This is a genomic window from Alkalimonas mucilaginosa (genome assembly GCF_036327005.1).
Taxonomy (GTDB): Bacteria; Pseudomonadota; Gammaproteobacteria; order Enterobacterales; family Alteromonadaceae; genus Alkalimonas; species Alkalimonas mucilaginosa.
In genome coordinates this window covers 1-24,154 of the sequence record NZ_JAUGZK010000016.1, presented here as the reverse complement: position 1 = coordinate 24,154, position 24,154 = coordinate 1, and the positions used below count along the sequence as shown (strand labels likewise).

The following is a 24,154-nucleotide window of genomic DNA, read 5'->3' as shown; positions in this document are numbered from 1 at the left end:
ACTGCCTGTTGTATCCTGGTCACGGAAGGCAAGGTCTGTCTGTTTCGCTGTCTGTCCTCTGCGTATTCTCCGTTGTATTCCTTAAGAATGGAGCTGCACGATGAGACTGCGTATTTCCCCCAGAAACATGCTCACATCCAATAAAGATGGTGAGTCTTTCCTGCCACTTGGCGAGTACACCAGCAAAAAACGCCTGACCCGCAAGGATTTGCGCTTTATTCAACGGCAGTCTGCCAAGCGAAACCGAAAGAAAGGAATTTGGGGTACGCTGGGCAGTTGGGACCATCAGCCCTTTCTGCTGAAAGGCACCCTTTTATGCTCATCCCACGGCAGTGTGGCATCCTCTGTCGCCCATTCTGGCGAATCCACCTTACAGGAAATTCAGGCCATCCGCGAAGGACGGCCTCAGTACCTGAATCAACCAGGTCAGCCAGACAGCGAGCCTGTGATCGAGCGTTACCTGAGTCTGGAACAAGCCACACTTCCCGACTGCGGCCAGGGCTTTACCGCAGATGAAATTCCGATGTTACGGCTTACCGTTTTTGTAGCAGCCGACGAGGGTGCTCTGGTGTTTTACCAACGGATGTCGAAAAAGAAAAAAGGCGACATGTTGGCCGACCCAACCGATACCAGCATTGAATATCTGCTCCCGGAGCCTACCGACGATCAGCATCAGTGCCACCAGCGTGACCGTTTGCATTACCGTATACCGGCTTATCCGGCAACCGGGCTGGTACTCAGCGAGGAAGGTGGTGCTCTCCCTCCCCGTCTGTCTACTCAGACTGATGACGACATCGCAGCAACCAAGCTGGTTCTCAAGGTGCTTATTTTTAAACGGCAAAACAGCACCTCTGCAGATATCCTGCGCCGGGTAGCCGACCGGGTTGGGTTGGTAAAACACAATCTGCTACTCTGGCAAAACCAGCAGCAAGGCTATTACTTTACTGATGTAACCGCTGAAGATATTGATTTTGATCGCAAAACACTGCTGCTACTGCATGGCACCTTTTCCTCAACCCGGGGTACTTATGGCAATCTGTTTGAAAAACCAGTAGCGGGCAGCAACCAGGTGTTTCTGGAGCAGTTGCTTGCCCAAACAGACTTTGAGCAAATTCTGGCATTTGATCACGATACCTTGTTCTCAACGCTGGAACAAAATGCCGCTCAATTGCAAGACATCCTTGGCAAGCGTTGTTTCAGCCAGCCTGTCACCGCACTGGGCTTTTCACGTGGGGCTTTGCTGCTGAAATACCTGGCAGTCCACTGCCCCAACCTGAATATTCAGCATGGCGTTACTGTTGCAGCGGCAAACGAGGTTGGCTATCTAACGCTCCCCCGCACTTTGGCAACCTTTTGCAGTGCCATGCGCCTGTTAACCCTTGGCAGTGCACCTCTTACCATGCTGAACGCCCTGGCTCAGCATTCCGAGCGCGCCTTACAACAATTACCGGGCCTGCAGATGATGAGCAAACTGAACACAGAAAATCAGGCGCTACGCGCGCAAGGACCGCTCACTACTACTCTGGTCACTGTATCCGGTACCTTCGATAGCAGTTTGATCCGTGAGCAACGATTGCTACGGCGGATTGGTGCGCGCACCTTGCATGCTTTGATCTCTGCGCTTCTGGTATCCTGGCGCCATGACTGGGTAGTGACGGAAACAGCACAACAAATCATAGCTCCCTGTCAGCCCCATCCGGTAAAACAACCAACTCAGGTAAAAAGTCGGCATACCTCGTATTTTGGCCAACAGCTCTCAGAGAGTGATTTATTCAATGCCCTGTATCCTTAAAGTGCTCAAGAGCCCGCACTATGCTCCTGACTTGCGGGCATTTCAGTACTCAGGCTATGGCCAAACAGCTATAACTTATAGCAAAACGCTTCTTTGCTTTTGGCCGTCCAGGCGTTAATTTAGGTTAAATTCTGCTAGGAAACTGGAGTCTTCGTAATGGCAAATATTTTTGATGACAACTCGTTGTCGATCGGCCGTACCCCGCTGGTCAAACTGAATCGTGTCACTGGCGGCAAAGTGTTCGCTAAAATTGAAGCGCGCAATCCAAGCTTTAGCGTCAAATGCCGGATTGGTGCTGCTATGATTTGGGATGCCGAGCAAAAAGGCTTACTGGGTGAAGGCAAAGAGTTGATCGAGCCGACCTCTGGTAATACAGGTATTGCGCTGGCATTCGTTGCTGCCAGCCGAGGTTACAAACTCACCCTGACCATGCCGGCGACCATGAGCCTGGAGCGCCGCAAGTTGCTAAAAGCGCTGGGGGCTAATCTGGTGCTGACCGAAGGCCCTAAAGGCATGAAAGGTGCTATTGAAAAAGCAAAAGAAATTCAGGCCTCCAACCCGGAAAAGTACGTACTGCTGCAGCAGTTCGACAACCCGGCCAACCCGCAAATTCACTTTGAGACCACAGGCCCGGAAATCTGGAACGACACCGATGGCAAAATTGATGTCTTTGTAGCGGGTGTCGGCACCGGTGGCACCATTACCGGGGTAAGCCGCTTTATCAAACTGGAGAAAAAACATCCTCTGATTAGCGTAGCGGTAGAGCCAACCGACTCACCAGTTATCACCCAGCAGCGCGCCGGTGAAGAGCTAAAACCAGGACCACACAAAATTCAGGGCATCGGTGCCGGTTTTATCCCGGGCAACCTGGATCTTGAGATGATCGACCGGGTTGAGCTGGTCAGCAACGACGACGCCATTGCTATGGCCCACCGCTTAATGAAAGAGGAAGGTATTTTAGCTGGTATCTCTTCCGGCGCAGCAGTGGTTGCCGCAAACCGCTTGGCCGAATTGCCAGAGTTTGCCGATAAAAACATTGTGGTTATTTTACCAAGCTCAGCAGAGCGCTATCTCTCTAGCCCACTGTTTGCCGATGTCTTTACCGAACAAGAGCTGCAAGCCTAAGCTGCGGTTTATTGCAAAGGTCGCTTCGGCGGCCTTTTTTTCTGCCTGTGTTTCGCCTTAAATAAAGTTGCTACTTTACAGATTGGCTTTCAAAGCCCAAACTTGAGTTCTGAATGCTATTTAAAAGTCTTACCAACCATGCTAATACGCTTATTACTTGCATCCATGCTGTTACTGCTTTTCACTGCTTGCTCTGAGCAAAATGAGGCTTTATCCGGCACCTTTCACGCACCTGAGCATGCCGCTGCAGAGTTCTTTGACGCCATTTACAACAAAAATGATTTAGAGCTGGCAAAAAGCTTAAGCACACCTGAGCTGGCCGAATTAATGGCGCATTACGCCACACCGCGGCAGGTAGCCCGGACTTTGATCAATATGTCGTACGATGAAGTCACTATCAATGTCAATCGGGCCGGACAAAACCTGCGCGAACAATACGGCAATGAAACCGATGTGATGCTGGTGTTCAGCGGCCCTTTTGATGGTCGTATTGTCAATGAAATGCGGGTAGTCCGGATGGTACGGGTACGGGGCCGTTGGCTGGTAGCCGAAATTAAAAATGATCCTTTCAGCAGAGGCCACAGCTAACAGCTGCGGCCTTCACCATTACTTTTTCCGGAAAAACTGCTGCACCGCTTGCTGGCAGGCATCACTTTGCAGCAGTTGCTGGAACTCATTGAGCTCTTCCCGCAAGGTATAATGCAGTGCTTCTTGCTGATTGGCTTTGAGCAAACGTTTGCTGCTTTGGATTGCCTGAGTTGGCATGGCAGCCAACTGGTGCGCTTTTGCTAACGCAAAAGCCAGCAACTCACTGGCCGGCAGCAAGCGATTGACCAGTCCCATCCGCTCGGCAGCAATGCCATCAAAGGGTTCGGCCAACAACAGGTATTCACAAGCCCGGTGGTAGCCTATCAATTGTGGCAATAACAAACTGGATGCGGCTTCCGGACAAAGCCCAAGCTTGGTAAAGGGCAACTGAAAGCGGGTATCTGCAGTTGCATACACCAGTTCACAGTGCAGTAAAGCTGTGGTACCAATCCCAATGGCCAAACCTGCCACCGCTGCCACAACCGGCTTCGGAAATTCAGCCAGTTGATACAAAAACCGAACCGTCGGATGTTGCTGGTTCAAGTCACCGCCACCCATAAAGTCTTGCAAATCATTGCCAGCTGTAAAGCAATCGTCCTGGCCTTGCAACAACACTACCTTGACTTGTTCATCAACCGCAGCCTGCTTGAGCGCATCGGCCAGTTGCTGATACATCAGCAGGTTCAGTGCATTCTTTTTATCCGGGCGCTGCAATGTGAGGCAAAGTACGCCATCTTGCAGTTGTTGTTCCACGCCTGCCATTCGTCGTTCCTTTTCTTTAATGTCCAAGTACCTGTCCTTCACGGCGCGGATCGGCTCCACCTTGCAAGCCAGCATCCAACAGCACGATGCCATGCAAGCCACTGTTTAAGTCGATGATCCGCACTTGATGCCCCATTTGCTCCAGCGCCGATTGATGCTGTGCGATAGCAGTGCCTTTTTCCAAAGCCAGAAAATCATTACGGTGCGTTACCCGGGGTAAATTAATGGCCGACTGAATATCCAGTTGCCAGTCAATCAGTGCAACCAAAGTCTGGGCAACATAGTTGATAATGCGGCTACCACCCGGTGAGCCAAGCACAATACGCAAACTGCCATCACCATCAAACACCATCACGGGGGACATGGATGAACGGGGTCGTTTGCCGCCCTGAACCCGATTCGCCACCAGCTCACCGTCCAGCTCTGGTGCCAGTGAAAAATCGGTCAGTTGATTATTCAACAAGTAGCCATTCACCATCAAGCCGGAACCAAATACATTTTCAATGCTGGAGGTCATGCTAACGGCATTGCCATTGGCATCGACGATGGAAAAGTGAGTCGTATTGCTAAGCTCCGGACTTAAACTGCTACTCCGCGCCAAATTTGCAACGGGCTGCCCCGGCCTTACTTCAGACAAGGCTTTATCGGGCTGAATCAGCGCACTTCTCGCAGCCAGGTAGCTCGGCTCTATCAACTGCTGGGTCGGTACCTCGATAAAATCGGTATCAGCCACATAGTGATCACGATCCACGAAAGCAAGCTGCGATGCCAGAGCAAACAAATGGATGGCCTCAATGCTATCCGGAGCCAACTGGCCTAACTCAAAACGTTCCAATAAACCAAGAATTTGTACCACAGCGATGCCACCCGAGCTTGGCGGCGGCATGCCACAGATGGTGTAACTGCGATACGAGCCACAAACAGGATCACGCTCGACCGCCTGATAGGCCGCTAAATCGGTGACAGCCAAAGTTCCTGCATTGACAGGTGCTTGCTGCACCGTCTCGGCGATGGCAGCTGCATTCCCGCCCTGATAAAAGGCGTTAGGCCCATGCTCCGCCACCTGCCGTAAAATATCGGCATAAGCCTGATTGGTAATCACAGTGCCAGCTTGCAGCGGCTTTCCATCCGGATAAAAATACGCGCTGGCTGCAGGGCTATGCTGAATGCCCTGATTCCAACCGACTGCCAATTGCCGGGCCATCCGATCAGACACCGGAAAGCCGTCACTTGCCAGTTGAATGGCATCCTCAAACAGCTGCTCCCAGGCTAAAGTGCCATAGCGCTGATGTGCCTGGTGCATGGCCGCAAATAAACCGGGCACGCCAACAGACTTGCCTCCCACATAGGCCTCTCGCCAGGGCATGGCGTTATCGCCTTGCATAAACAACTGCTCGGTGGCGGCTTTGGGTGCAGTTTCACGGCCATCAAAGGTGGTCATCTGCTGCTTTGTCTGATCCCAATGCAAAATAAAAGCTCCGCCACCTATGCCGGAGCTTTGGGCTTCCACCAAGCCCAGCACCAGTTGCACAGCTATCGCTGCATCGATGGCACTGCCGCCTTGTTGCAATACCCGAATTCCGGCCTGGGTAGCCAGAGGGTGAGCTGCTGACACCATAAAACGCTCAGCCTGCACCAGTTGTTGCTGATAGTAACCCGTTGCTGCTTCAGGCTCACGATCAGCCTGTACCGGCACAGACGCCAGTACCAGCTGTGAACTGCACAAAAGATAAAGTGATGGAATAAGAAACTTCATAAGAACCTACTACTGCAAGCTGTACCGAACTTAACCCTACCCAGAAGCGACCTAAAGATCAATCCAGATTCTTCATGACAGAACAAAAGACTCTGGCTAGACTAGCCGGATGCAAAATATTTCCTTATTACACCGACGCCCTTCCCGGCTGTCCTTGCTGACCGCAGCTAGCTTCCTGCTAAGCCTGGTGCTGCTGCTATGGCTGCCAGATCACTGGGTGGACCGGTTCAACTATCAACCGGCAGCACTGCGGCATGGCGAGTGGTGGCGCCTACTCACAGCCAATCTGTTGCACACCAATCACTGGCACTTACTGCTTAACCTGGCCGGGCTCAGCTTGCTATGGCTATTGCACGGCCAGCACTTTAACAGCAATCGTTATTTGCTGTGGCTCTTGCTGGCCGGGGTTCTTACCAATTTGCTGCTGTTGCTCACCATGCCAGAGCTTGATCGCATGGTAGGCCTGTCCGGTGCTTTGCATGCCATGGTGGTGCTGGGTGCTCTGGCCGATATCCGGCGTAAAGATCGCACCGGCTGGCTCCTGCTGCTGTTGGTATTGGCAAAAGTTGGGCATGAACAGTTGCAGGGTGCAGATAGCCAACTGGCCGATTTGATTGCAGCCCAGGTCGCCGTCGATGCCCACCTGGCCGGTGTTGTGGCAGCTATGCTGTTGTTTCCGGCCTGGTACTGGCGCAGCAAAAAAAAATCCACTGCCTGAGCAGTGGATCAGAGAGCGGGTTTTAGTCACTTAACTGCTGCCACCAGTCAGGCTGATCTTTTAGATGCTTATCGAACCAGGCCAACAGATGATCCCACCAGACATAGCGCTTTTCACGATCAATAATGTGGTGATCTTCGCCTGGGATCTCAACCAGTGCTACTTCACGCCCCAGCAATTTCAATGCTGTAAACATTTGCTGTGATTCACCAGCCGGCACATTAACATCGGAATCGCCAGTGATCAGCAGCAATGGCGTCGTGATTTTATCAGCCATATACAAGGGGCTCTGACCAACATAAAGCTCATGATTGTTCCAGGGAAAACTATCGCGGCTGGCAATACCTGAATACAGGAACCCCCACCAGCCCTGCCCCCAGTACGAGCTCAGAGCACTGATGCCGGCATGGGAAATGGATGCAGCAAAGAGATCGGTTTGTGTGGCCAGATACATGGTCATAAAACCACCGTAGGACGCGCCAATATTGCCTAGCCGTTTGCCATCCACAAAATCATGCTCGGCGACAAAACGTTCGGTGGCATAGATAATGTCATCGGCGGTGTATTTACCCCAGGCATTTACATGCAACGCCGAAAAGCGCTGACCATAGCCAATAGTCCCGCGTGGCTGCACTACATAGACAATGTAGCCATTGGCAGCCCAATGATGAAACGGGTAGCGACCGGTAAACTGGCGATTCACCGTAGTCGTGCCACCATAGTAATACACGATGGTTGGGTATTTGTTACCGGCGTCAAAATCCGGCGGCAGGTAATAACGGCCTTCAATGCGGTCACCTTGCGGATTCTCGACATGGAAATCGCGCACCTCACCAAGTTGCGTATGCTGGTACAAGGCAGTACTGCTATGCAGCACAGTGGCGCGGCGCTGACCAGGCCTGACCAGCTCAAGTTGCTGCGGTGTCGCCACACCAGAGCCAACAGCCAACACAGTGGCTCCCCGGTCATTGGCCAGTTCAAACCGTTCAATCACATCCAGAGATAACGCCAGCTTCTGAAAGCGTTGCCGGTTGGTATCTACGTTGTACAGTGCTGAGCGGTCGCCTTCGTTGACCAGAGCAATAACCTGGCCACGTGCATTCACCGCAACAGAACTAATGGCAGGGTTAAAGTCCTTCGACAAGGGCTGAATATGGCCGCCATCTGCATCCATCAGATACAACTGACCATCGTAATCATTGGCAATGTAATCCTCCGACGGCAAGTTAACTCCTGCGCCAGCGGCAAAGTTCGGGCCGGCAACAACCAGCAGTTGATTCCGGTGGTATTGCACCTGGTTCAGATGCTGAAAAGTACCAATTTCGCGGCTTTGCAGGCTGGTTAAATCCAGCTCAAACAAAGCTGTGCTGGCATGCGGTGCAGCAGTACGGTCATTGACTCTTTGGGTATAGAGCAAAGCCTTACCATCAGGCCGCACATCGCTTAAGGTGCTGCTGTTGGCATCGGTGGTAAGGGCTCGTACCAGGCCGCTGGCGATGTCCAGTTGAAACAGACGGCTGGTATCACGGTAGCCACGCCAGCGATCTTCCAGTGCGCGGTACATTTTAGCTTTGGCTTGCTGCAGACTGGTATCGGGCTCTGTCCATTGCAACAAAATGCTGTTGCTATCAGGGGCCCAACGATATTGGCCCAGACCGCTTTGGTTTTCCAACAAAGAACGCAGTTCACCAGTGTTCAGGTTCATCAGCCACAGCGTATTGTTGGCAATGTAGCTTAGCCACTGATTGTCCGGGCTAAAAGCGGCCCGGCTTAACACCTGGCCGCTCCAGCTATGCTGCACCTGGTTGCGGCTGACGTCGCGCAGCTCCGTCCGTTGCAGTTGTACGTCACTTACATCCGAGCGGCCACTAAAACTCAGCAACATCCAATTGGTATCCGGCGATAATGCTAACTGCGTGATGGTTTCAGCATTGGTTAACTGACGATTGTTCACCGGCTCTTGCGCCGCCAAACGAAACTGAGCCTGAACCTCATTCTGGCTGGTCAGTTGCAGTTGCACATCGTCTTGCGCATCGCGACCATCGGTAAAAAGGATTAACTGCTGCCAGCCTGTTGCCAAAGCAAGCTCGGTACTGACGCCATTTTTTGGCTGAAAATTCAGGTACAGCTGAGGGGCTTGCAAACCTGAGATCTCCAGTTTGCCTTTTAAAAAAGCATCGTGTTGCAGTTGAACAAACCAAACACCAGGGCCGGCCTCGGCAGCTTCAGTCGGTGTCAACTGCCGCCATTGCAAACGCTGCCCAAACAGCTCGACTGAACGACCAGCTTCGGGGATGGGCTGACGCTCCAGCAAACGCAGTACTTGCTGGCGCTGCTGTTTCGCTTTGCCGCTTTGCTGCAACTGCTCGGAGGCAAAAGCTGGCAAAGGACCAAGAAACAGCACCTGCTCTGCTTTCACAGTCTGGGGAGCGGCCAGTGCGCCAAATGGCAGCACCAGCAACAACAGGGCAAAGGTACAGAGGATTCGTATCATGGCGTTTGATTCTCATTTTATGGAAAAAACAATGCAATGCTATGCTAACAAGCAGCCGGCTGGCTCACAATGCCGTGAAGATAAAAGGGGTGATGATTGCGACCAGCGTTGGAGTGCGACCAGCCCGCATTAAAAGTCAGCCTCAGCCGTAAAGGTTAAGGCTTTCTGGCTTACCGGATGAAACAATGTCAGTGTCGCTGCATGCAGCAACAGGCGATCGCTTTGCGCCTGAACTGCTTTAGCCGCGTAAAATGGGTCGCCCAGGATCGGATGTCCGTACGCCGCTGTATGCAATCGCAACTGATGGGATCGCCCGGTTACAGGGTGCAGCCGGATTCGGCTGCAATCCATATCCGCCTGATAAGACAGCAATTCAAAATCGGTGACTGAAGCCTTGCCTGCCGGGCAAACTTTGTAACGTGGCCGGTTTTCAGCATCCGGAGCTATTGGTAAATCAATCCGGCCATGTGCTTGCCGCCACTGACCAGCAACGACTGCCAGATAACTCTTTTTGACCACTCGGGCCTGAAATTGCTTACTAATGGCTGATAACGCTGCAGGATGCAGCGGCAATACCAACAGCCCACTGGTGTCATAATCCAGCCGGTGCACCACGGCAGCTGTTGGAAATTCTTGTTGTACCCGCTTGATCAAGCAATCCTGATTGTCCGGATGTCGGCCTGGTACGGTCAATAATTTGCATGGTTTGTTCACCACCAACAGGTGCTCATCCTGAAACAGCAACTGGTATGCTTGATGGGTGGCGGGAAGAACAGCAAGATCGGTGGCAGCAGGCGTCATAAGGCATCATCAAAAAAATAGCGGCATCAGCCGCTATTATTGCAAAAGTAAGCGCATTTAGAAATCATGCAGCTTTTTAAAAGTCGTATTTCGCCATAAACTGCAGCCGGTTTAAATCGCCATCGACGCCTGATTCCAGTTTACGGGTGGCATGACGGAATTCCAGACCAAATTGCAAATGCCGTGATGCCTGGTAAATCATGTTGGCCGCCAGGCTTTCGGTGCTCTTGGTAGCCCCAACCCCCGTCAGGTCAGTATCATTATCTACCCGTAAAGTGGCATAAATCAGGTTGGTACGCCAGTGCGCATCCCAAACATGGCGGTAAGCGGCAGTAAAACCAGTTGATTTAATAGCGTGTAATTCGCCATTGGCATCCAGCACAGCTCCATTGGATGTGTTTAAACCAATGTAGCGGCCTAAGCCTTTGCCGGTATTCAACGTAAAGCGAATATCATTGGTATCGGACACCATCACTTTACCAGTCACCGATACACCATACCCCATCACGCTGTCGTCAATTTGCAAGGCTCTGTCCTCATACGCCAATTGCCGTACTAAACCTGATACCGACAGACTGCCCCAGTCCCCTTTGTGATTGTAACGTGCCACCAGATCCGGCATGGTATTGTCATCGCTGACGATACGTGTCCCGCCTAAGTGTGGAGTAATGGTACTTTCCGGATTTTCAATGGCAAACTGGAAGTTGCCATGGGTGTAACGAATTTGCGGCTGCCGCACGAAAATCTGACCATCGGTATTACCAACAAAGTCGACACTTTCCGGCAAAGAGGTCAGGTCCATAAAGGTGGACCAGGTCTGGCCAAACAACCATTTGTCGTAGGTAAAAAATGCATGGCGGATCCCAGGCGAATAGCCATTGGAAATACGCTGATCCCCCCCTGGAGTCGACATCATATCAAACTCCAATCGCCCACCGATGGTTTTACCATTCTCAAGTTTGGTTTGGGTGGTAAAGAAGAACCGCGACTGGCGGGCATGCATATCAAACTTTGTACTTTCGCCTTCCCCATCCACAGGCGTAAGTGAAGGAATATAAAAATCCCGACCAATACCAGTGGCCAGATTGCCGTCCGGTGTATCGTTCAGCATTACATCCAGCTTCACAAAACCACCAAAACTGATGTCGGTATTGCCTACGGTAAAAGATGCCTGGGCCTGGCTCAAGCCAAGCGTCATACTTGTTGCCAGTAAGGTACAGGCAAAAGGTAGTTGTTTCATGCGGTGCTCCCTGGTTTTCTTGTCTTATTGGTGCGATTGTTTTCTGAGCTATTTACCATGGCTAAGGTTGGTTCAGGGCTTCTCATTCTGCAATTAGCCTTTAGTCGCATCAACTGCTAAAGTCGTTACAACCATTTTTTGCCGCATTCTAGCCTGAATCTCAACAAGCTAGACAATGGTCTAATTTCTTTCCGCGCTGTTATTGGTTAGAACATAAGTTCTTTATTTTTGATTAGAAAACTAATGGGGACACAGTTATGACACAGCCGAGTCTTTACCCGGTTCCAGCGGCCGCCGAAGCACGCTGTTTGATTGATAACGAAGCCTATCAGCGGATGTATCAACAGTCGGTGCAGGATCCGCAGTCGTTCTGGGCTGAGCATGGTAAGCGCATCGACTGGTTCACACCCTACACCAAGGTGAAAAATACCAGCTACCAGCCAGGCAACATCAGTATTAAATGGTTTGAAGACGGCGTACTAAATGCCAGCTACAACTGCCTGGATCGTCACCTGCCACACAAAGCCAACGACATCGCCTATTTCTGGGAAGGGGATGAGCCAGGCGTACAAAAGAATGTTAGCTACCAGGAGCTGTACGAGCAAGTTTGTCAGTTGGCTAATGGCATGAAATCTCTTGGTGTGGTGAAAGGTGACAGAGTTACCATCTACATGCCAATGATCCCGGAAGCTGTAGTGGCTATCTTGGCCTGTGCCCGGATTGGCGCTGTGCACTCTGTAGTCTTTGCGGGTTTCTCCCCCGATGCATTGGGCAGCCGGATCCAGGACTGTGATTCCAAACTGGTGATTACTTCCGATCAGGCCCCGCGGGGCAGCCGCTTAACTCCGCTGAAAGACAATACCGACCGGGCTTTGGCGCATCTGGGTAAAGCCAGCCCCGTGCAACATGTGATTGTAGTAAAGCATGTAGGCGACAACATTGATGAGCACCCAGGCCGTGATGTCTGGTACCACGAGCTGCTGGCCAAACAGTCGAAACACTGTGAGCCAGAACCAATGAGTGCTGAAGACCCTCTCTTTATACTCTACACCTCGGGTTCTACCGGCAAACCAAAGGGGGTGTTGCACACCACTGGTGGTTACATGGTCTGGGCTTCAATGACCCATCAGTATGTCTTTGATTACCACCCCGGCGATATTTACTGGTGTGCAGCCGATGTCGGTTGGGTCACCGGCCACACGTACATTGTCTATGGCCCATTGGCCAATGGTGCCAGCAGTGTGCTGTTTGAAGGGGTTCCAACCTATCCATCGGTGAAACGGATGGCACAAATCATTGACAAATATCAGGTCAATATTCTGTACACTGCCCCTACCGCGATCCGGGCGCTGATGGCGCATGGTGAGGCGCCGGTTGCAGGTGCCCAACTCAATACATTACGTACCTTAGGCAGTGTGGGTGAACCCATTAACCCCGAAGCCTGGAGCTGGTACCACGAAAAGTTTGGTCATGGCAATTGCCCTATTGTCGATACCTGGTGGCAAACAGAGACAGGAGGTATCCTGATCACGCCTCTGCCCGGCGCCACTGCATTAAAGCCAGGCTCTGCTACCCGACCATTCTTTGGCGTAAAACCTGCCATTGTCGATAACGAAGGTAAACAGCAAGAAGGAGCAGCCGAAGGTAATCTGGTGATCCTGGATAGCTGGCCAGGCCAGATGCGCACAGTCTTTGGTGATCATGAGCGTTTTGAGCAAACCTATTTCAGCACCTACCAAGGCACCTACTTTACCGGTGATGGTGCCCGCCGTGATGAAGATGGCTATTATTGGCTAACCGGCCGGGTTGACGATGTACTGAACATTTCAGGTCATCGTCTGGGTACTGCTGAGATTGAAAGCTGCCTGGTGGCCCACGATGCCATCGCCGAAGCGGCCGTGGTCGGCTACCCACATGACATCAAGGGCCAGGGCATTTATGTGTATGTCACGCCACGCGTTGGTGTTGAACCTTCCGACGATCTAACCAAAGCAGTCCGCGCCTGGGTACGGCAGGAAATATCGCCTATCGCTTCACCTGATATTATCCAGTGGGCTCCTCAGGGCTTACCAAAAACGCGCTCAGGTAAAATCATGCGCCGTATCTTGCGTAAGATTGCAGCCAATGAACACGACCAGTTGGGTGATATTTCCACTCTGGCCGATCCATCAGTAGTTGATCAATTGATTGAAAACAGGTTAAATCGTTAACAGGGACAGTCCGTTGTCTCACGCTGTATACATCAAGGCCGCATTTTGCGGCCTTTGGTTCTATACTAAGCCGAAGAAAATACAATAATAAAGACGAGGAAGCATGGCCAAATTGATCGTGGCAGACGACCACCCCCTGTTTCGCAATGCGCTGATCAATGCCATCAGCAATACCTTCAGTACCAAAGCAACCATCGAAACCGACTCTTTTGAATCGACTTGCCAGGCACTGGAGCAACATCCCGACACCGACTTGCTGTTGCTGGATTTGCATATGCCCGGTAACTGTGGTTTTTTAGGCCTGATCCAGCTGCGCAAGAACTACCCTACGTTACCTATCGTAGTGATTTCCGCCAGTGAAGAGCTGGATGTGGTGAAACGGGTGATTTCCTTTGGCGCTTCGGCCTATATCCCAAAATCTGCCAATCCGGCACAAATCAGCGACGCCTTAAAAGAAGTGCTGGCTGGTGAGCTTTGGGTACCAGCCTCCATGCAAAAGGCTTTGCAAGAGCAGGAAAGTCAGGGCGAAGATTTGGACTTAGCCGCCCGGGTTGCACAGCTGACGAATCAGCAATACAAGGTGTTGTACTACCTGACGGAAGGCTGGCTTAATAAACAAATTGCCTACGATTTAGCTATTTCTGAAGCAACCGTCAAAGCCCATATCACAGCGATTTTTCGCAAACTGGGTTGTACCAACCGTACCCAGGTCGTGATCCAGGCTCAGCGCTTAACGCTGGAACCACCGGTGAATAAGGCATTGTCCGGCCATGAGCACGATTGACTCGCCCTGCATTGCTTGTTGCAAGCTGGATACACACAAAGTGTGCATCGGTTGCTACCGGCATATCACTGAAATTGCCAACTGGAACCGAAAAACCGCTGCAGAACTCAACGACATTATGCAACGGGTGGCCGAGCGAAAGCAGCAGTATGCCAGCCTGAACCACAACGATATAGCGACCACAGCCATTACCCAGGCGGAATGGCAGGCCGCCAAAGTCAAGGCCCGCTTAAGCTAAACCCGGGCCAAATCCTGCTGCACTGGCTGCAGCTGTTTCAGCAGCATCGCGTGCTGCAACGACTGTTGCAGCGGCAGCTTCACTTTCAGTTGATAACAAGCTCCGGGGGCTAACAGCAAGTCGTGGTTTTGCTGATCGCGCAGCGCCTCAAGCACAAAGGCTTGATTGCCCAGCGGGCTCATCAGCACCAGTTGATCGCCAACGGCAAACTGGTTTTTAACCTCCACCAGCGCAAAACCGTCCGCATCGGCCTCCCCGATAAACTCACCGACCAACTGCTGCTGTCCGACACTATGGCTGGTCTGATAGTTTTGCAGCTCTTGCGGCAGGTGACGACGTAAAAAGCCTTCGGTAAAACCGCGATTGGCCATGCCATCGAGCTCCTGCAGCAAGCTGGTATCAAAGTCTTTGCCAGCCACCGCATCGTCAATGGCCCGGCGGTACACCTGAGCAGTGCGGGCAACATAATAAGGCGACTTGGTGCGGCCTTCGATTTTCAGCGACTGCACCCCCATCTCGGTCAGGGCTTTAACATGGGCAATCGCTCGCAGATCTTTTGAGTTCAAGATGTAACTGCCATGCTCGTCTTCTTCCATCGCCATCAGCTCACCGGGGCGGCCCTGCTCTTCAATCAACACCGGCTCTGTCACTGGCTGCTTTGGGACAGGGGTAAACTGGCCGACCGCATCTTCGGTGGCCGGATGCACCTGATAGCTCCAGCGGCAGGCATTGGTGCAGGTTCCCTGGTTTGGGTCGCGTTTATTGATGTAACCGGATAACAGGCAACGACCAGAATAGGCCATGCACAAGGCACCGTGCACAAAGACTTCCAGCTCCATCTCGGGTACCTGGCGACGAATTTCCGCAATCTCTTCCACCGCCAGCTCGCGCGATAAAATCACCCGCTCCACGCCTTGCGCCTGCCAAAATTTGACCGCGGCCCAGTTCACCGTATTGGCCTGCACCGACAAATGCAGTGGCATCTTAGGAAAGTGCTGCTTTAGCAGGTAAATCACGCCGGGATCCGATACGATCAGCGCATCCGGCTCCAGCGCCACCACCGGCGCCATGTCCTCGACAAAACGCGTCAGCTTGCTGTTGTGCGGCGCAATATTGACCACCACATAGAACTTCTTACCGAGCTGATGCGCTTCACCAATGCCAGTGGCCAGGGTGGCCAAGTCAAATTCGTTGTTGCGCACCCGCAAACTAAAACGCGGCTGGCCGGCGTAGACTGCATCGGCGCCATAGGCAAAGGCCAGCCGCATGGCTTTTAAACTGCCGGCTGGTGATAACAATTCAGGTGGCTGATACTGCATGGCTTGTCTCTTTGATCCGGGTTAATGGGCTAAAGTCTGCATCTTGAATACCCAAAAGCACAGATGCAGGCAGGCATGGTACTGACCTGCCTCTGACCTTACTTGATCCAGCGCAAAGAAATGCGTTTTTGCAGCCAACAGCTACCCACTCCGGGGTAGCTCCCACTTCCATCAGAGCAATAACAATGCCGGGCGAAACCTCTTAAGCTTTACACAGAAAACACACCGAGCTGCTGGCTCTACCGCTTCTGCACGCAGCAAGCCATGAACAGCATGCCGTGGCAATCAGGCCACCGGGTATGGCGGGAAACGGCCCTACCTCCCGATTTGGAAAGGTGAATTATGCTGATCGACGCTTATGCGCGCCGTTTTACCTATTTGCGGCTGTCCATTACCGAAAGCTGCAATTTTCGTTGCAGCTACTGCCTGCCCGACGGGCCGGATTGCAGCTCCCGCAAGGACGAGCTGACGCTGCCGGAAATCAAACGCCTGGTCAAAGCCTTTGCCCTGCTCGGTACCCGCAAGGTACGGATTACCGGCGGTGAGCCGTCACTGCGTAAAGACTTAACCGATATTATCGCCGCCTGCAAACAAACCGACGGCATCGAGCAGGTGGCTCTGACCACCAACGGCTACCGGCTGCAGCGCGATCTGAGCAACTGGCAACAGGCGGGGCTGGATGCCATCAATGTCAGTGTCGATAGCCTGGATGCCGCTACCTTTCATCTGGTGACCGGTGAGAACCGCCTGCCGGCCATTCTTGACGGCATCGAGCAGGCCATGGCTGCCGGCATGGGTAAAGTCAAACTCAATACCGTACTGCTGCGTCAGCACAATGCGCTGCAACTGCCCGATTTTCTGGAGTTTGTCCGCGATAAAGCCGTCTCGCTGCGCTTTATCGAGCTGATGCGCACCAACGACAATCAAAGCTACTACCAACAGCAACATTTAAGCGGTGCCAGCATTCAACAGCAATTGCTTAGACAAGGCTGGCAGCTCGAAGCCAAAGTCCGCAGCGCCGGCCCGGCGCTGGAGTACAGCCACCCGGATTATCAGGGCCAGATTGGCCTGATCATGCCCTACAGCAAGGATTTTTGCGCCGATTGCAACCGGCTGCGGGTGTCCAGCCGGGGCCAGCTGTTTTTGTGCCTGTTTACCGAGCAGCACCAGAACCTGCGCCACTTGTTGCAAGACGATAACCCCAAGCCCTTGATGCACTACCTGCAGCGCGCGGTGCTGGGCAAGGCCGCAAGCCATGAGCTGCATCAGGGCAACAGCGGCTCGACCCGTCATTTGGCCATGATTGGTGGCTGAGATTGGTAGCTAGCTGGAGGTGATTTTGATGTCCGTACCGCAAAAAACTACGCCCATGCCCTTTGATGCCATCCTGCTGGCCGGTGGTAAATCCAGCCGCATGGGCACCGATAAAGCCGAACTGAACTGGCAGGGCCAACCGCTGTGGCAGTACATGCGAGCGCTGGCGATAGAAGCAGGTGCCTCGGACGTGTTCGTCAGTCGCAATGCCTCAGGCTTTATTGCCGATCGCTTTGCCAAAGCCGGGCCGCTGGCCGGCATCGAAGCCGGCTTAAACCGCTGCCGCCGCGATCGGGTGCTGGTACTGGCCATCGATACGCCATTGCTCAGCGTCAGCGACATTCAGCAACTGGTATCCAAAAATACCCGTAAAGCGGTGTGCTTTACCGGCCATGCCCTGCCCTGCGTGCTGCCCAACACCCTGTCGGTGCATCGATACTTGCAGCAGGTGCTATCAAGGCCCCACAGCAATCGCTCGGTGCAAGCGCTGCTTGGTGCCATTGGCGTTGAAAGCTGTGAGCCCAGCCATGCTGCCGCGCTAAGCAATACCAATACCCCGGCTGACTGGCAGCAGGCCCAGCAGTTCACTTCGAAGGAGTCTTGCCATGGCTAAAGCATCCCGACCTTTTCAATCACTGCAACTGGCCATTCTGACGGTTTCCGATAGCCGCAGCCGCGCCAATGACAGTAGCGGCGATTTGCTGCAGCGTCTGGCAGAGCAAGCTGGCCATCAGGTGCCTGAGCGGGCACTGCTGCCGAACAATCGTTATCAGCTGCGCGCCCAAATCAGCCAGTGGATAGCAAGCCCTGCGGTGCAGGTGGTGCTGGTCAATGGCGGTACCGGCTTTGCCGCTGGCAATTGCACTGTCGAGGCGCTAACGCCACTGTTTGATCAAGCCATCGATGGCTTTGGTGAGCTGTTTCGCCAGTTGTCCTTTCAACGCATTGGCAGTGCCAGTCTGCAATCACGCGCTTGCGCTGGCCTTGCCAACCAAACGCTGATCTTTGCCATGCCGGGCTCTGGCCCGGCCTGTGAAATGGCCTGGCAGCAGTTGATCGAACCGCAGCTTAATGCTGCCACCGGCCCCTGTAATTTTGTGCCTCATCTAAAAAACAGCACAGCCGCTGGCTGTGAAGGAATTGCCTGATGTCTGCAGAAAACCCAAGCAAAGAAAACCCAAACAAAGAAAACCAGCTCACCCATTTGAATGCCGATGGCAGCGCACTGATGGTGGATGTTTCCGGCAAAGCCAGCAGCATGCGCGAGGCCATTGCCAGTGCCAGCGTGCAAACCCGGCCGGATGTGATTGCGCTGATTGAGCAGGCGCTGCTGAAAAAAGGCGATGTACTGGCCACCGCCCGCATTGCCGGCATTATGGCGGCGAAAAAAACCAGCGATTTGATCCCACTGTGCCATCCATTGCCGCTGTCCAAAGTCAGCATCGATTTTGAACTCAATGCTGCAAGCGGCCAGATTTTTATCCAAAGCCTGTGCCGGGTACAAAGCCAGACCGGGGTGGAAATGGAGGCCCTGACCGCCGCTTCGGTGGCAGCGCTGACCATTTACGATATGTGCAAAGCGGTCGACCCGGCCATGGTGATTGGCCCGATCCAATTGCAGCAAAAAACCGGTGGCAAACATGGCTTGTGGCAACGGCCTATTCAAGGAGCAGCCTTATGATCAAAGTCCTTTTCTTTGCAGCACTGCGCGAGCGGTTAAATACTGCGACGCTGGAGCTCGACAGCAGCAGTTTTGAACGCGATGCCAGTGCCGCTGCGGTCTTACAGCATCTGCAAAGCCGCTCTGCCGACTGGCAGCAGGAGCTAAGCCAGCAGGACTTGCTGTGCGCGGTGAACCAACAACTGTGCCCACTGCACACCAAGGTCAGCCCCGGGGATGAACTGGCGTTTTTCCCGCCGGTTACCGGTGGCTGAATCAGCCGTAGCGGAGGCAAGCATGAGCATTGTTGTGCAGGTACAAAGCGAGGATTTTTGCGTTGGCACTCAGTACCAGTTGCTGAGCCAGGACAGCCGCTGTGGCGCTGTGGTGACCTTTACCGGTTTGGTGCGGGAGCTAAGCAGTGGCGATTTGCAGCAGATGACACTAGAGCATTACCCCGGCATGACCGAGCAGGCGCTGGACGCTATTGCCAGGGAGGCGCAGCAGCGCTGGCAACTGGGTGCAGTACGGATCATTCACCGCATCGGCGCGTTAACACCGAATGAGCAGATTGTGTTTGTTGGGGTGGCCAGTGCCCACCGCGCCGCGGCCTTTGCCGCCGCGCAGTTTGTGATGGACTACCTGAAAACCCGGGCGCCGTTCTGGAAAAAAGAATGCACCGCTCAGGGTGAAAGCTGGGTCGCAGCCAAAGCCAGCGATCAGGATGCCGCCGAGCGCTGGGGGTAACCGATGCGTATTCTTTGGGTCTTCAGTTTGTTGCTCTTTATGCTGCCGGTCAGGGCCTCGGATCCGCTGACCATCGCAGCTGCTTCCGATCTGCGCTATGCGCTGGATGAGATCATCGCGCTGTACCAAAGCGAGCACCCCACAGCGCGGATCCGCGTCAGCTACGGCTCGTCGGGCAAAATCAGCACCCAAATCCGTCACGGCGCGCCTTTTGATCTGTTTTTTTCGGCCGATATTCAGTTCCCCGAGCAGCTCTATGCCGAAGGCCATGTCAGCACAGCGCCAGAGTTGTACGCGATAGGCCGTATCGTGCTGTGGAGCCCGCGGCTGGATCTGACGGACGTAAGCTTGTCGCAGCTTAATGCGCTCAGCTTTCGCCGCCTCGCCATTGCCCAACCTGCCCATGCGCCCTATGGCCTGCGCGCCAAAGAAGCTTTACAGGCGCTTGGCCTGTGGGATGCGCTGGAACCTAAGCTGGTGTATGGCGAAAACATCGCTCAAACCGCCCAGATGGCGCAAAGCGGCGCGGCCGAAGTGGCTATTATTGCGCTGTCGCTGGCCCGTTTTCCTCAGCTTTCCCGACATGGCTATCAGCTGATCCCAAGCGATTTGCACCAGCCACTGACCCAGGCTTACAGCGTGACCCGCCATGGTGCCAACAACGCCAGCGCGCATCGTTTTGCCGCCTTTATGCAAAGCAGCGAAGCGCGCTCTATCCTTGAGCACTACGGTTTTGAACTACCGGCCAGGCGTGTGGAGTAAGGGTGATGATCGAACTCACTGCACACGACTGGCAAGCCATCCAACTGACGCTGAAGCTGTGTTTGTACACCACGCTGATTTTACTGTTGCTGGGCACCCCGCTGGCCTGGTGGCTGGCTCAGGGCCAGAGCCGGGGTCAGTGCCGGGTACGCACCGCTATTCAGGCGTTGGTGGCTTTGCCGCTGGTGCTGCCACCGACGGTACTGGGTTTTTATCTGTTGCTGCTGCTTGGCCCAGAGGGTGCGGTTGGTGGTACTTTGGAGCGGCTGGGGTTTCAGCATCTGGCTTTTAGCTTTCCCGGCATTTTGATTGGCTCGGTGATTTACTCCTTGCCCTTTACCGTGCAGCCGCTATTGGAGAGCTTTCGCCGCATGGGGCCAAGGCCGCTGGAAGTGGCGCAGACGCTTGGGGCCGGCAAGCTGGATCAGCTGTTTAGTGTGGTGCTGCCGCTGTGTCGCGGTGGTTTCATCGTCGCCGCCACCCTGACCTTTGCCCATACTTTGGGCGAGTTTGGCGTAATTTTAATGCTGGGGGGCAGCATACCGGGCGAAACCCAGGTGCTGTCAGTGCTGATCTACGATCACACCGAAGCGATGAACTACAGCCAGGCGCATCAGCTGTCGCTCGGCCTGCTGATTGCCGCCTTTGTGGTGCTCTTTATTGTCTATGGCCTGAACAAGCGCTTTGACCGGGGGCCACTGACATGACCGATCATAGCCTTTCCCGCACAGACGTTAAACTCAGCTTCTGGCACAAGCTTAGCGAGCGCTGGCAGCGCTTTGGCAACACCAGCTCTGCCAATAGCGCAGCCGCTAGCACTGGCCAATGCAGCACCCAGCGCCAGAATCAGCCCGAAGCCGTCACTCTTAGCCTTCACTGCACGGTCAAGCGCGGTGATTTTTGCCTGCAGCTGCACGACACCTTGCCACTTCAGGGCATCACCGCTCTGTTTGGCCGCTCGGGCTGTGGCAAAACCAGCTTGCTGCGCGCTATTGCCGGGCTGGATCGCCATGCCAATGCCCAGATCCGCTTTGGCAGCACCAGCTGGCAGCAGGATAGCTATTTCTTACCGGTGCATCAGCGGCGCATTGGCATGGTGTTTCAGGAAAGCAGCTTGCTGCCGCATTTATCGGTGCAGCAAAATCTGCTCTATGGCTACCAGCGCCTCAGCGCCAGGCAGCCGATTTCACTGAAGCCAGAACAAGTCATCACCCTGCTGGAACTGACGCCACTGCTTAGCCAAAGGCCAGAGCAACTGTCCGGCGGTCAGCGCCAGCGGGTGGCGCTTGGCCGGGCGCTACTCAGCCAGCCGCAATTGTTGCTGCTCGATGAGCCGCTGGCGTCCCTGGATCAGCAAAGCCGCAACGACATTCTGCCGTTTTTGCAGCGCATCGCCACAGAAACCGGCATTCCGATGCTGCTGGTCAGCCATCAACTGGACGATGTGGTCAAACTGGCCGATCAGTTGGTGCTGATGCAAAACGGCCGCATCCACAGCCAGGGCCCGCTGCCGCAGCAACTGCTCCGCCCCGAACTCGCCGCCAGCGGCGCTTTATCGCTGCTGCACGCCAGCCATAGTGCCAGCAAAGCGCATCTGCTGACGCTTACCATCGGCAAGCAGCAGCTGCAATTACCAGCACCGCCATTTACCCAACCCAGCTACCGCTTACGCATCCAGGCCCGCGATGTCGCGCTGAGCACTCAACCAATCCAGGACAGCTCGGTCAGCAATCAACTAAAAGTCACCATCACCGGCTTCCACCCCGCCCCCCACCCGGCCGAAACCCTGGTGCAACTGACTCTTGAAGGCCAACCTTTGCAAGCACTGCTAACTCAGCAATCGGTTGAGCGGTTGAGGTTGCAGCTTGGGCAGCAGGTTTATGCGCAGATTAAGGCTGTGGCTTTGGATTAGGGGTTTACTATATGTAAACCCTAAGCTACACTAAGCTAAGTTCACAATGAGTAAACCATACGATTGACCACAATGGATGTGATGCATGCACGTAGTGAAACGTGAGCCGTTTGAAACGGCCAAGTTGTTATACCCGAATTGTGCCGATGCACTGGATGCAACCTTTAAAGCGCTTAAGCGCAGCGACGCAAAGAGCCCGGAAGAGTTACGGCAGGTGTTTCCATCGCTGGATAACTTTAAGTACGTTGACAAGTGGTACGTGATTGACATTGGTGGCAATAAGTTGCGGTTGATAGTTTTTTTGGAGTTTGTCGGTGGCAAGTGCTTTATCAAGCATATTGTTACCCACAAAGAATACGACCGAATTACAGCACAGTACCGAAGCAAGAGTTAAGGAGCCGATTATGTTAGATGTTCAGGCAATGAAGTCCTTATCACAGCAAATCTCTCAGGTGATGCCTTGGGTACAAGGGATCCGTTCTGATCAACAGTACGATGAACTGCTGGCGTTAATGGATGAGCTGGTTGAGGACTACGATGCAAATCAGGTACTGATTGAGTTGCTGTTTCCAGTGCTGCAGGAGTACGAAGAAACCGCCGAGCGGTTTAAAGCATTTAATCAACGGATAGAGGCGCTGGATCCAGGCATCGCCATGCTTCGGCTGCTGATCGATCAGCACGGCCTGACCCAAAGTGATTTTCAGCATGAGATAGGCGGCAAATCGTTGGTATCACAAATCCTCAGTGGCAAGCGCTCGCTTACGCTTGGCCATATCCGGGCGTTATCTAAGCGATTTGGTGTGCCTGCAGCGATGTTTGTTTAGTATCGTGGCCGCACATTTAAACGGCGGTGATGTACAAATTGCGAAAGTTGAGCTTAATTTTGTTCTGACCCTGAAATCTCACGTGACTTCATCTCAACCGTGCTTGAGGAAAACATGTCATAAATGAACTTTTTTGTTTAGCAAAAATTAATTACGCATATTTATTCTGATTCAATAACACTTTCAGTCAACTGCTTTTCCTGCAAAGCTTGATATAATGAGTAAGAAAACTGAAGGCAGAAAACAATAACAAGCAAGACTATAATGCGATTACCTTTATCCCACAAATAAGAAATCGCCTCAAAAAATGGGTGTGATAACTGATACTCTACCAAAGAAACCTTGCCTTTATCTTGATAAACTTTGATATCCATATCCAAGCTTACATGTTGCCATATTCTTAGCTTTTTGGTGTCACCAGGCTTTAAACTAAAAGTATTTAATTTAATCTCAACCCAATCATTTTCATCAAGTGTCTCTATCAAATAAACGCCATTTGCTTTTATCTCTAATCCACTTGCAACTTCATTACCAACATTTGAAATTTCAAGATGAGAGCATGTGCCCGACCTGCAAAATGGATCTTCATAAATCTTTTTTGCTTCTGTCAAAAAGCAAAGCAAATACTCTGAACGTTCTTTTAACTCTGAGCTTTCAAAAATCTTTATTATATCTTCTCTATCAAATCTCTTTGCTATTTGCTCTATCGAAGAAAGCAAGCTCTCAGGAATGTTTACAGGGTGCCTTTCAACCTTTGCTTTAACTTTAATGCGGGAACTATACCAAGCAAAAAAACCAAACAGTGCAAGTGCTAGCGTTGCTGCTGCCGTTACCCCCAACCAAAAACCATCCAATGTCGCACCTCCAGTAATTTGCTTCAGTTCAAACCATTATTAAACTTATCAAGCAAGATACCATATAAGCTTAACGCTTCATTGTAGTTTGAGCACTCGGATTTGATAAGCAAAATATTTCCTATGCACTAACTTGGCAGATAAAGACTAAAGCTGGTGCTACGCTGGGTAAATTCATGGTCATAGGGTCAAGTCTTGACTTGAACCCTTGAATTGCTCATCAGGTGCCATGAGCAAAAAGAGCCATAGGGGTC

25 protein-coding genes and 1 riboswitch are annotated in these 24,154 nt (G+C 52.8%); of the genes, 18 read left to right on the top strand and 7 right to left on the bottom strand.

Going from position 1 to position 24,154, the window contains the following annotated elements; all coding sequences use genetic code 11:
- Window positions 1-100 precede the first annotated feature (100 nt).
- From QWF21_RS15970 to QWF21_RS15960, 3 genes are all read left to right on the top strand, one after another.
- A complete protein-coding gene (locus QWF21_RS15970; protein WP_330089047.1) occupies window positions 101-1,792 on the top strand; it encodes a DUF7379 domain-containing protein in 1,692 nt (563 codons plus the stop codon).
- Between the two features lie 156 nt (window positions 1,793-1,948).
- Window positions 1,949-2,917, top strand: coding sequence for a cysteine synthase A (gene cysK / locus QWF21_RS15965; RefSeq protein ID WP_330089046.1), 969 nt, complete (start codon window positions 1,949-1,951; stop codon window positions 2,915-2,917).
- Between the two features lie 138 nt (window positions 2,918-3,055).
- Window positions 3,056-3,505 carry a hypothetical protein gene (locus QWF21_RS15960; protein WP_330089045.1) on the top strand — a complete coding sequence of 150 codons (450 nt, stop codon included), beginning with the start codon at window positions 3,056-3,058 and terminating at the stop codon, window positions 3,503-3,505.
- Window positions 3,506-3,523: 18 nt separating this feature from the next.
- On the opposite strand, the gene QWF21_RS15955 is transcribed toward QWF21_RS15960, so the two are convergent.
- Complete coding sequence (locus QWF21_RS15955) at window positions 3,524-4,267, bottom strand: enoyl-CoA hydratase (protein ID WP_330089044.1); 744 nt, start codon at window positions 4,265-4,267, stop codon at window positions 3,524-3,526.
- 16 nt (window positions 4,268-4,283) lie between these two features.
- Window positions 4,284-6,023 carry a gamma-glutamyltransferase gene (gene ggt, locus QWF21_RS15950; RefSeq protein WP_330089043.1) on the bottom strand — a complete coding sequence of 580 codons (1,740 nt, stop codon included), beginning with the start codon at window positions 6,021-6,023 and terminating at the stop codon, window positions 4,284-4,286.
- A gap of 109 nt (window positions 6,024-6,132) precedes the next feature.
- On the opposite strand from ggt, the gene rrtA reads away from it, so the two are divergent.
- Window positions 6,133-6,741 carry a rhombosortase gene (gene rrtA, locus QWF21_RS15945; protein WP_330089042.1) on the top strand — a complete coding sequence of 203 codons (609 nt, stop codon included), beginning with the start codon at window positions 6,133-6,135 and terminating at the stop codon, window positions 6,739-6,741.
- 22 nt (window positions 6,742-6,763) lie between these two features.
- Here the strand turns inward: rrtA and QWF21_RS15940 are convergent, their stop codons facing one another.
- The 3 genes from QWF21_RS15940 to QWF21_RS15930 all read right to left on the bottom strand — a co-directional run bounded on the left by QWF21_RS15940 (window position 6,764) and on the right by QWF21_RS15930 (window position 11,276).
- The gene (locus QWF21_RS15940) at window positions 6,764-9,235 is read right to left on the bottom strand and encodes a S9 family peptidase (protein WP_330089041.1); all 2,472 of its coding nucleotides are present in this window, start codon (window positions 9,233-9,235) and stop codon (window positions 6,764-6,766) included.
- A 129-nt stretch (window positions 9,236-9,364) separates the two neighbouring features.
- Entirely contained in the window at window positions 9,365-10,036 is a 672-nt protein-coding gene (locus QWF21_RS15935) for a pseudouridine synthase (protein WP_330089040.1), read from the bottom strand.
- A gap of 76 nt (window positions 10,037-10,112) precedes the next feature.
- Window positions 10,113-11,276, bottom strand: a complete 1,164-nt coding sequence (locus QWF21_RS15930; RefSeq protein ID WP_330089039.1) for a DcaP family trimeric outer membrane transporter — start codon at window positions 11,274-11,276, stop codon at window positions 10,113-10,115.
- A 257-nt stretch (window positions 11,277-11,533) separates the two neighbouring features.
- Here QWF21_RS15930 and acs point away from each other — a divergent pair, with 257 nt between their 5' ends.
- From acs to QWF21_RS15915, 3 genes are all read left to right on the top strand, one after another.
- Window positions 11,534-13,486, top strand: a complete 1,953-nt coding sequence (gene acs, locus QWF21_RS15925) for an acetate--CoA ligase (protein ID WP_330089038.1) — start codon at window positions 11,534-11,536, stop codon at window positions 13,484-13,486.
- A 103-nt stretch (window positions 13,487-13,589) separates the two neighbouring features.
- Window positions 13,590-14,270 (top strand): response regulator transcription factor, encoded by a 681-nt coding sequence (locus QWF21_RS15920; RefSeq protein WP_330089037.1) that lies wholly within the window; start codon window positions 13,590-13,592, stop codon window positions 14,268-14,270.
- Window positions 14,257-14,508, top strand: coding sequence for a DUF1289 domain-containing protein (locus tag QWF21_RS15915; RefSeq protein ID WP_330089036.1), 252 nt, complete (start codon window positions 14,257-14,259; stop codon window positions 14,506-14,508). Before QWF21_RS15920 ends, QWF21_RS15915 begins: the two co-directional genes overlap by 14 nt.
- Here QWF21_RS15915 and trhP read toward each other — a convergent pair.
- Window positions 14,505-15,827, bottom strand: coding sequence for a prephenate-dependent tRNA uridine(34) hydroxylase TrhP (gene trhP / locus QWF21_RS15910; RefSeq protein ID WP_330089035.1), 1,323 nt, complete (start codon window positions 15,825-15,827; stop codon window positions 14,505-14,507). The two genes, QWF21_RS15915 and trhP, sit on opposite strands and share 4 nt — an antisense overlap.
- Window positions 15,828-16,038: 211 nt before the next feature.
- Window positions 16,039-16,181: riboswitch (molybdenum cofactor riboswitch) on the top strand.
- Here trhP and moaA point away from each other — a divergent pair.
- The 11 genes from moaA to QWF21_RS15855 all read left to right on the top strand — a co-directional run bounded on the left by moaA (window position 16,170) and on the right by QWF21_RS15855 (window position 23,046).
- Window positions 16,170-17,141, top strand: a complete 972-nt coding sequence (gene moaA / locus QWF21_RS15905) for a GTP 3',8-cyclase MoaA (protein ID WP_330089034.1) — start codon at window positions 16,170-16,172, stop codon at window positions 17,139-17,141. It overlaps the preceding riboswitch by 12 nt.
- A gap of 28 nt (window positions 17,142-17,169) precedes the next feature.
- Entirely contained in the window at window positions 17,170-17,754 is a 585-nt protein-coding gene (gene mobA / locus QWF21_RS15900; RefSeq protein ID WP_330089033.1) for a molybdenum cofactor guanylyltransferase, read from the top strand.
- Window positions 17,747-18,289 carry a molybdenum cofactor biosynthesis protein B gene (gene moaB, locus QWF21_RS15895; protein ID WP_330089032.1) on the top strand — a complete coding sequence of 181 codons (543 nt, stop codon included), beginning with the start codon at window positions 17,747-17,749 and terminating at the stop codon, window positions 18,287-18,289. Before mobA ends, moaB begins: the two co-directional genes overlap by 8 nt.
- A complete protein-coding gene (gene moaC / locus QWF21_RS15890) occupies window positions 18,289-18,822 on the top strand; it encodes a cyclic pyranopterin monophosphate synthase MoaC (protein WP_330089031.1) in 534 nt (177 codons plus the stop codon). Before moaB ends, moaC begins: the two co-directional genes overlap by 1 nt.
- On the top strand, window positions 18,819-19,076 hold the full coding sequence (locus tag QWF21_RS15885; protein ID WP_330089030.1) for a MoaD/ThiS family protein: 258 nt from the start codon (window positions 18,819-18,821) through the stop codon (window positions 19,074-19,076). Before moaC ends, QWF21_RS15885 begins: the two co-directional genes overlap by 4 nt.
- 22 nt (window positions 19,077-19,098) lie before the next feature.
- Window positions 19,099-19,548 carry a molybdopterin synthase catalytic subunit MoaE gene (gene moaE, locus QWF21_RS15880; RefSeq protein WP_330089029.1) on the top strand — a complete coding sequence of 150 codons (450 nt, stop codon included), beginning with the start codon at window positions 19,099-19,101 and terminating at the stop codon, window positions 19,546-19,548.
- A 3-nt stretch (window positions 19,549-19,551) separates the two neighbouring features.
- On the top strand, window positions 19,552-20,310 hold the full coding sequence (gene modA / locus QWF21_RS15875; RefSeq protein ID WP_330089028.1) for a molybdate ABC transporter substrate-binding protein: 759 nt from the start codon (window positions 19,552-19,554) through the stop codon (window positions 20,308-20,310).
- Between the two features lie 5 nt (window positions 20,311-20,315).
- The gene (gene modB, locus QWF21_RS15870; protein ID WP_305944612.1) at window positions 20,316-21,017 is read left to right on the top strand and encodes a molybdate ABC transporter permease subunit; all 702 of its coding nucleotides are present in this window, start codon (window positions 20,316-20,318) and stop codon (window positions 21,015-21,017) included.
- Window positions 21,014-22,222 (top strand): molybdenum ABC transporter ATP-binding protein, encoded by a 1,209-nt coding sequence (gene modC, locus QWF21_RS15865; RefSeq protein WP_330089027.1) that lies wholly within the window; start codon window positions 21,014-21,016, stop codon window positions 22,220-22,222. Before modB ends, modC begins: the two co-directional genes overlap by 4 nt.
- 85 nt (window positions 22,223-22,307) lie before the next feature.
- Window positions 22,308-22,616, top strand: coding sequence for a type II toxin-antitoxin system HigB family toxin (locus QWF21_RS15860; protein ID WP_330089026.1), 309 nt, complete (start codon window positions 22,308-22,310; stop codon window positions 22,614-22,616).
- 10 nt (window positions 22,617-22,626) lie between these two features.
- On the top strand, window positions 22,627-23,046 hold the full coding sequence (locus tag QWF21_RS15855; protein ID WP_330089025.1) for a helix-turn-helix domain-containing protein: 420 nt from the start codon (window positions 22,627-22,629) through the stop codon (window positions 23,044-23,046).
- Between the two features lie 161 nt (window positions 23,047-23,207).
- Here the strand turns inward: QWF21_RS15855 and QWF21_RS15850 are convergent, their stop codons facing one another.
- Window positions 23,208-23,900 carry a hypothetical protein gene (locus QWF21_RS15850; protein WP_330089024.1) on the bottom strand — a complete coding sequence of 231 codons (693 nt, stop codon included), beginning with the start codon at window positions 23,898-23,900 and terminating at the stop codon, window positions 23,208-23,210.
- Window positions 23,901-24,154: the final 254 nt, after the last annotated feature.

Bases quoted from the DNA above. Each gene is read 5' to 3' on its own strand.
- trhP (WP_330089035.1), bottom strand. From the start codon at position 15,827: ATGCAGTATCAGCCACCTGAATTGTTATCACCAGCCGGCAGTTTAAAA.
- modC (WP_330089027.1), top strand. From the start codon at position 21,014: ATGACCGATCATAGCCTTTCCCGCACAGACGTTAAACTCAGCTTCTGG.
- QWF21_RS15970 (WP_330089047.1), top strand. From the start codon at position 101: ATGAGACTGCGTATTTCCCCCAGAAACATGCTCACATCCAATAAAGAT.
- mobA (WP_330089033.1), top strand. From the start codon at position 17,170: ATGTCCGTACCGCAAAAAACTACGCCCATGCCCTTTGATGCCATCCTG.
- QWF21_RS15920 (WP_330089037.1), top strand. From the start codon at position 13,590: ATGGCCAAATTGATCGTGGCAGACGACCACCCCCTGTTTCGCAATGCG.
- QWF21_RS15915 (WP_330089036.1), top strand. From the start codon at position 14,257: ATGAGCACGATTGACTCGCCCTGCATTGCTTGTTGCAAGCTGGATACA.
- QWF21_RS15940 (WP_330089041.1), bottom strand. From the start codon at position 9,235: ATGATACGAATCCTCTGTACCTTTGCCCTGTTGTTGCTGGTGCTGCCA.
- moaA (WP_330089034.1), top strand. From the start codon at position 16,170: ATGCTGATCGACGCTTATGCGCGCCGTTTTACCTATTTGCGGCTGTCC.
- QWF21_RS15930 (WP_330089039.1), bottom strand. From the start codon at position 11,276: ATGAAACAACTACCTTTTGCCTGTACCTTACTGGCAACAAGTATGACG.
- modA (WP_330089028.1), top strand. From the start codon at position 19,552: ATGCGTATTCTTTGGGTCTTCAGTTTGTTGCTCTTTATGCTGCCGGTC.
- QWF21_RS15860 (WP_330089026.1), top strand. From the start codon at position 22,308: ATGCACGTAGTGAAACGTGAGCCGTTTGAAACGGCCAAGTTGTTATAC.
- QWF21_RS15885 (WP_330089030.1), top strand. From the start codon at position 18,819: ATGATCAAAGTCCTTTTCTTTGCAGCACTGCGCGAGCGGTTAAATACT.
- moaE (WP_330089029.1), top strand. From the start codon at position 19,099: ATGAGCATTGTTGTGCAGGTACAAAGCGAGGATTTTTGCGTTGGCACT.
- moaC (WP_330089031.1), top strand. From the start codon at position 18,289: ATGTCTGCAGAAAACCCAAGCAAAGAAAACCCAAACAAAGAAAACCAG.
- ggt (WP_330089043.1), bottom strand. From the start codon at position 6,023: ATGAAGTTTCTTATTCCATCACTTTATCTTTTGTGCAGTTCACAGCTG.
- cysK (WP_330089046.1), top strand. From the start codon at position 1,949: ATGGCAAATATTTTTGATGACAACTCGTTGTCGATCGGCCGTACCCCG.
- QWF21_RS15935 (WP_330089040.1), bottom strand. From the start codon at position 10,036: ATGACGCCTGCTGCCACCGATCTTGCTGTTCTTCCCGCCACCCATCAA.
- rrtA (WP_330089042.1), top strand. From the start codon at position 6,133: ATGCAAAATATTTCCTTATTACACCGACGCCCTTCCCGGCTGTCCTTG.
- moaB (WP_330089032.1), top strand. From the start codon at position 17,747: ATGGCTAAAGCATCCCGACCTTTTCAATCACTGCAACTGGCCATTCTG.
- modB (WP_305944612.1), top strand. From the start codon at position 20,316: ATGATCGAACTCACTGCACACGACTGGCAAGCCATCCAACTGACGCTG.
- QWF21_RS15855 (WP_330089025.1), top strand. From the start codon at position 22,627: ATGTTAGATGTTCAGGCAATGAAGTCCTTATCACAGCAAATCTCTCAG.
- acs (WP_330089038.1), top strand. From the start codon at position 11,534: ATGACACAGCCGAGTCTTTACCCGGTTCCAGCGGCCGCCGAAGCACGC.
- QWF21_RS15955 (WP_330089044.1), bottom strand. From the start codon at position 4,267: ATGGCAGGCGTGGAACAACAACTGCAAGATGGCGTACTTTGCCTCACA.
- QWF21_RS15960 (WP_330089045.1), top strand. From the start codon at position 3,056: ATGCTAATACGCTTATTACTTGCATCCATGCTGTTACTGCTTTTCACT.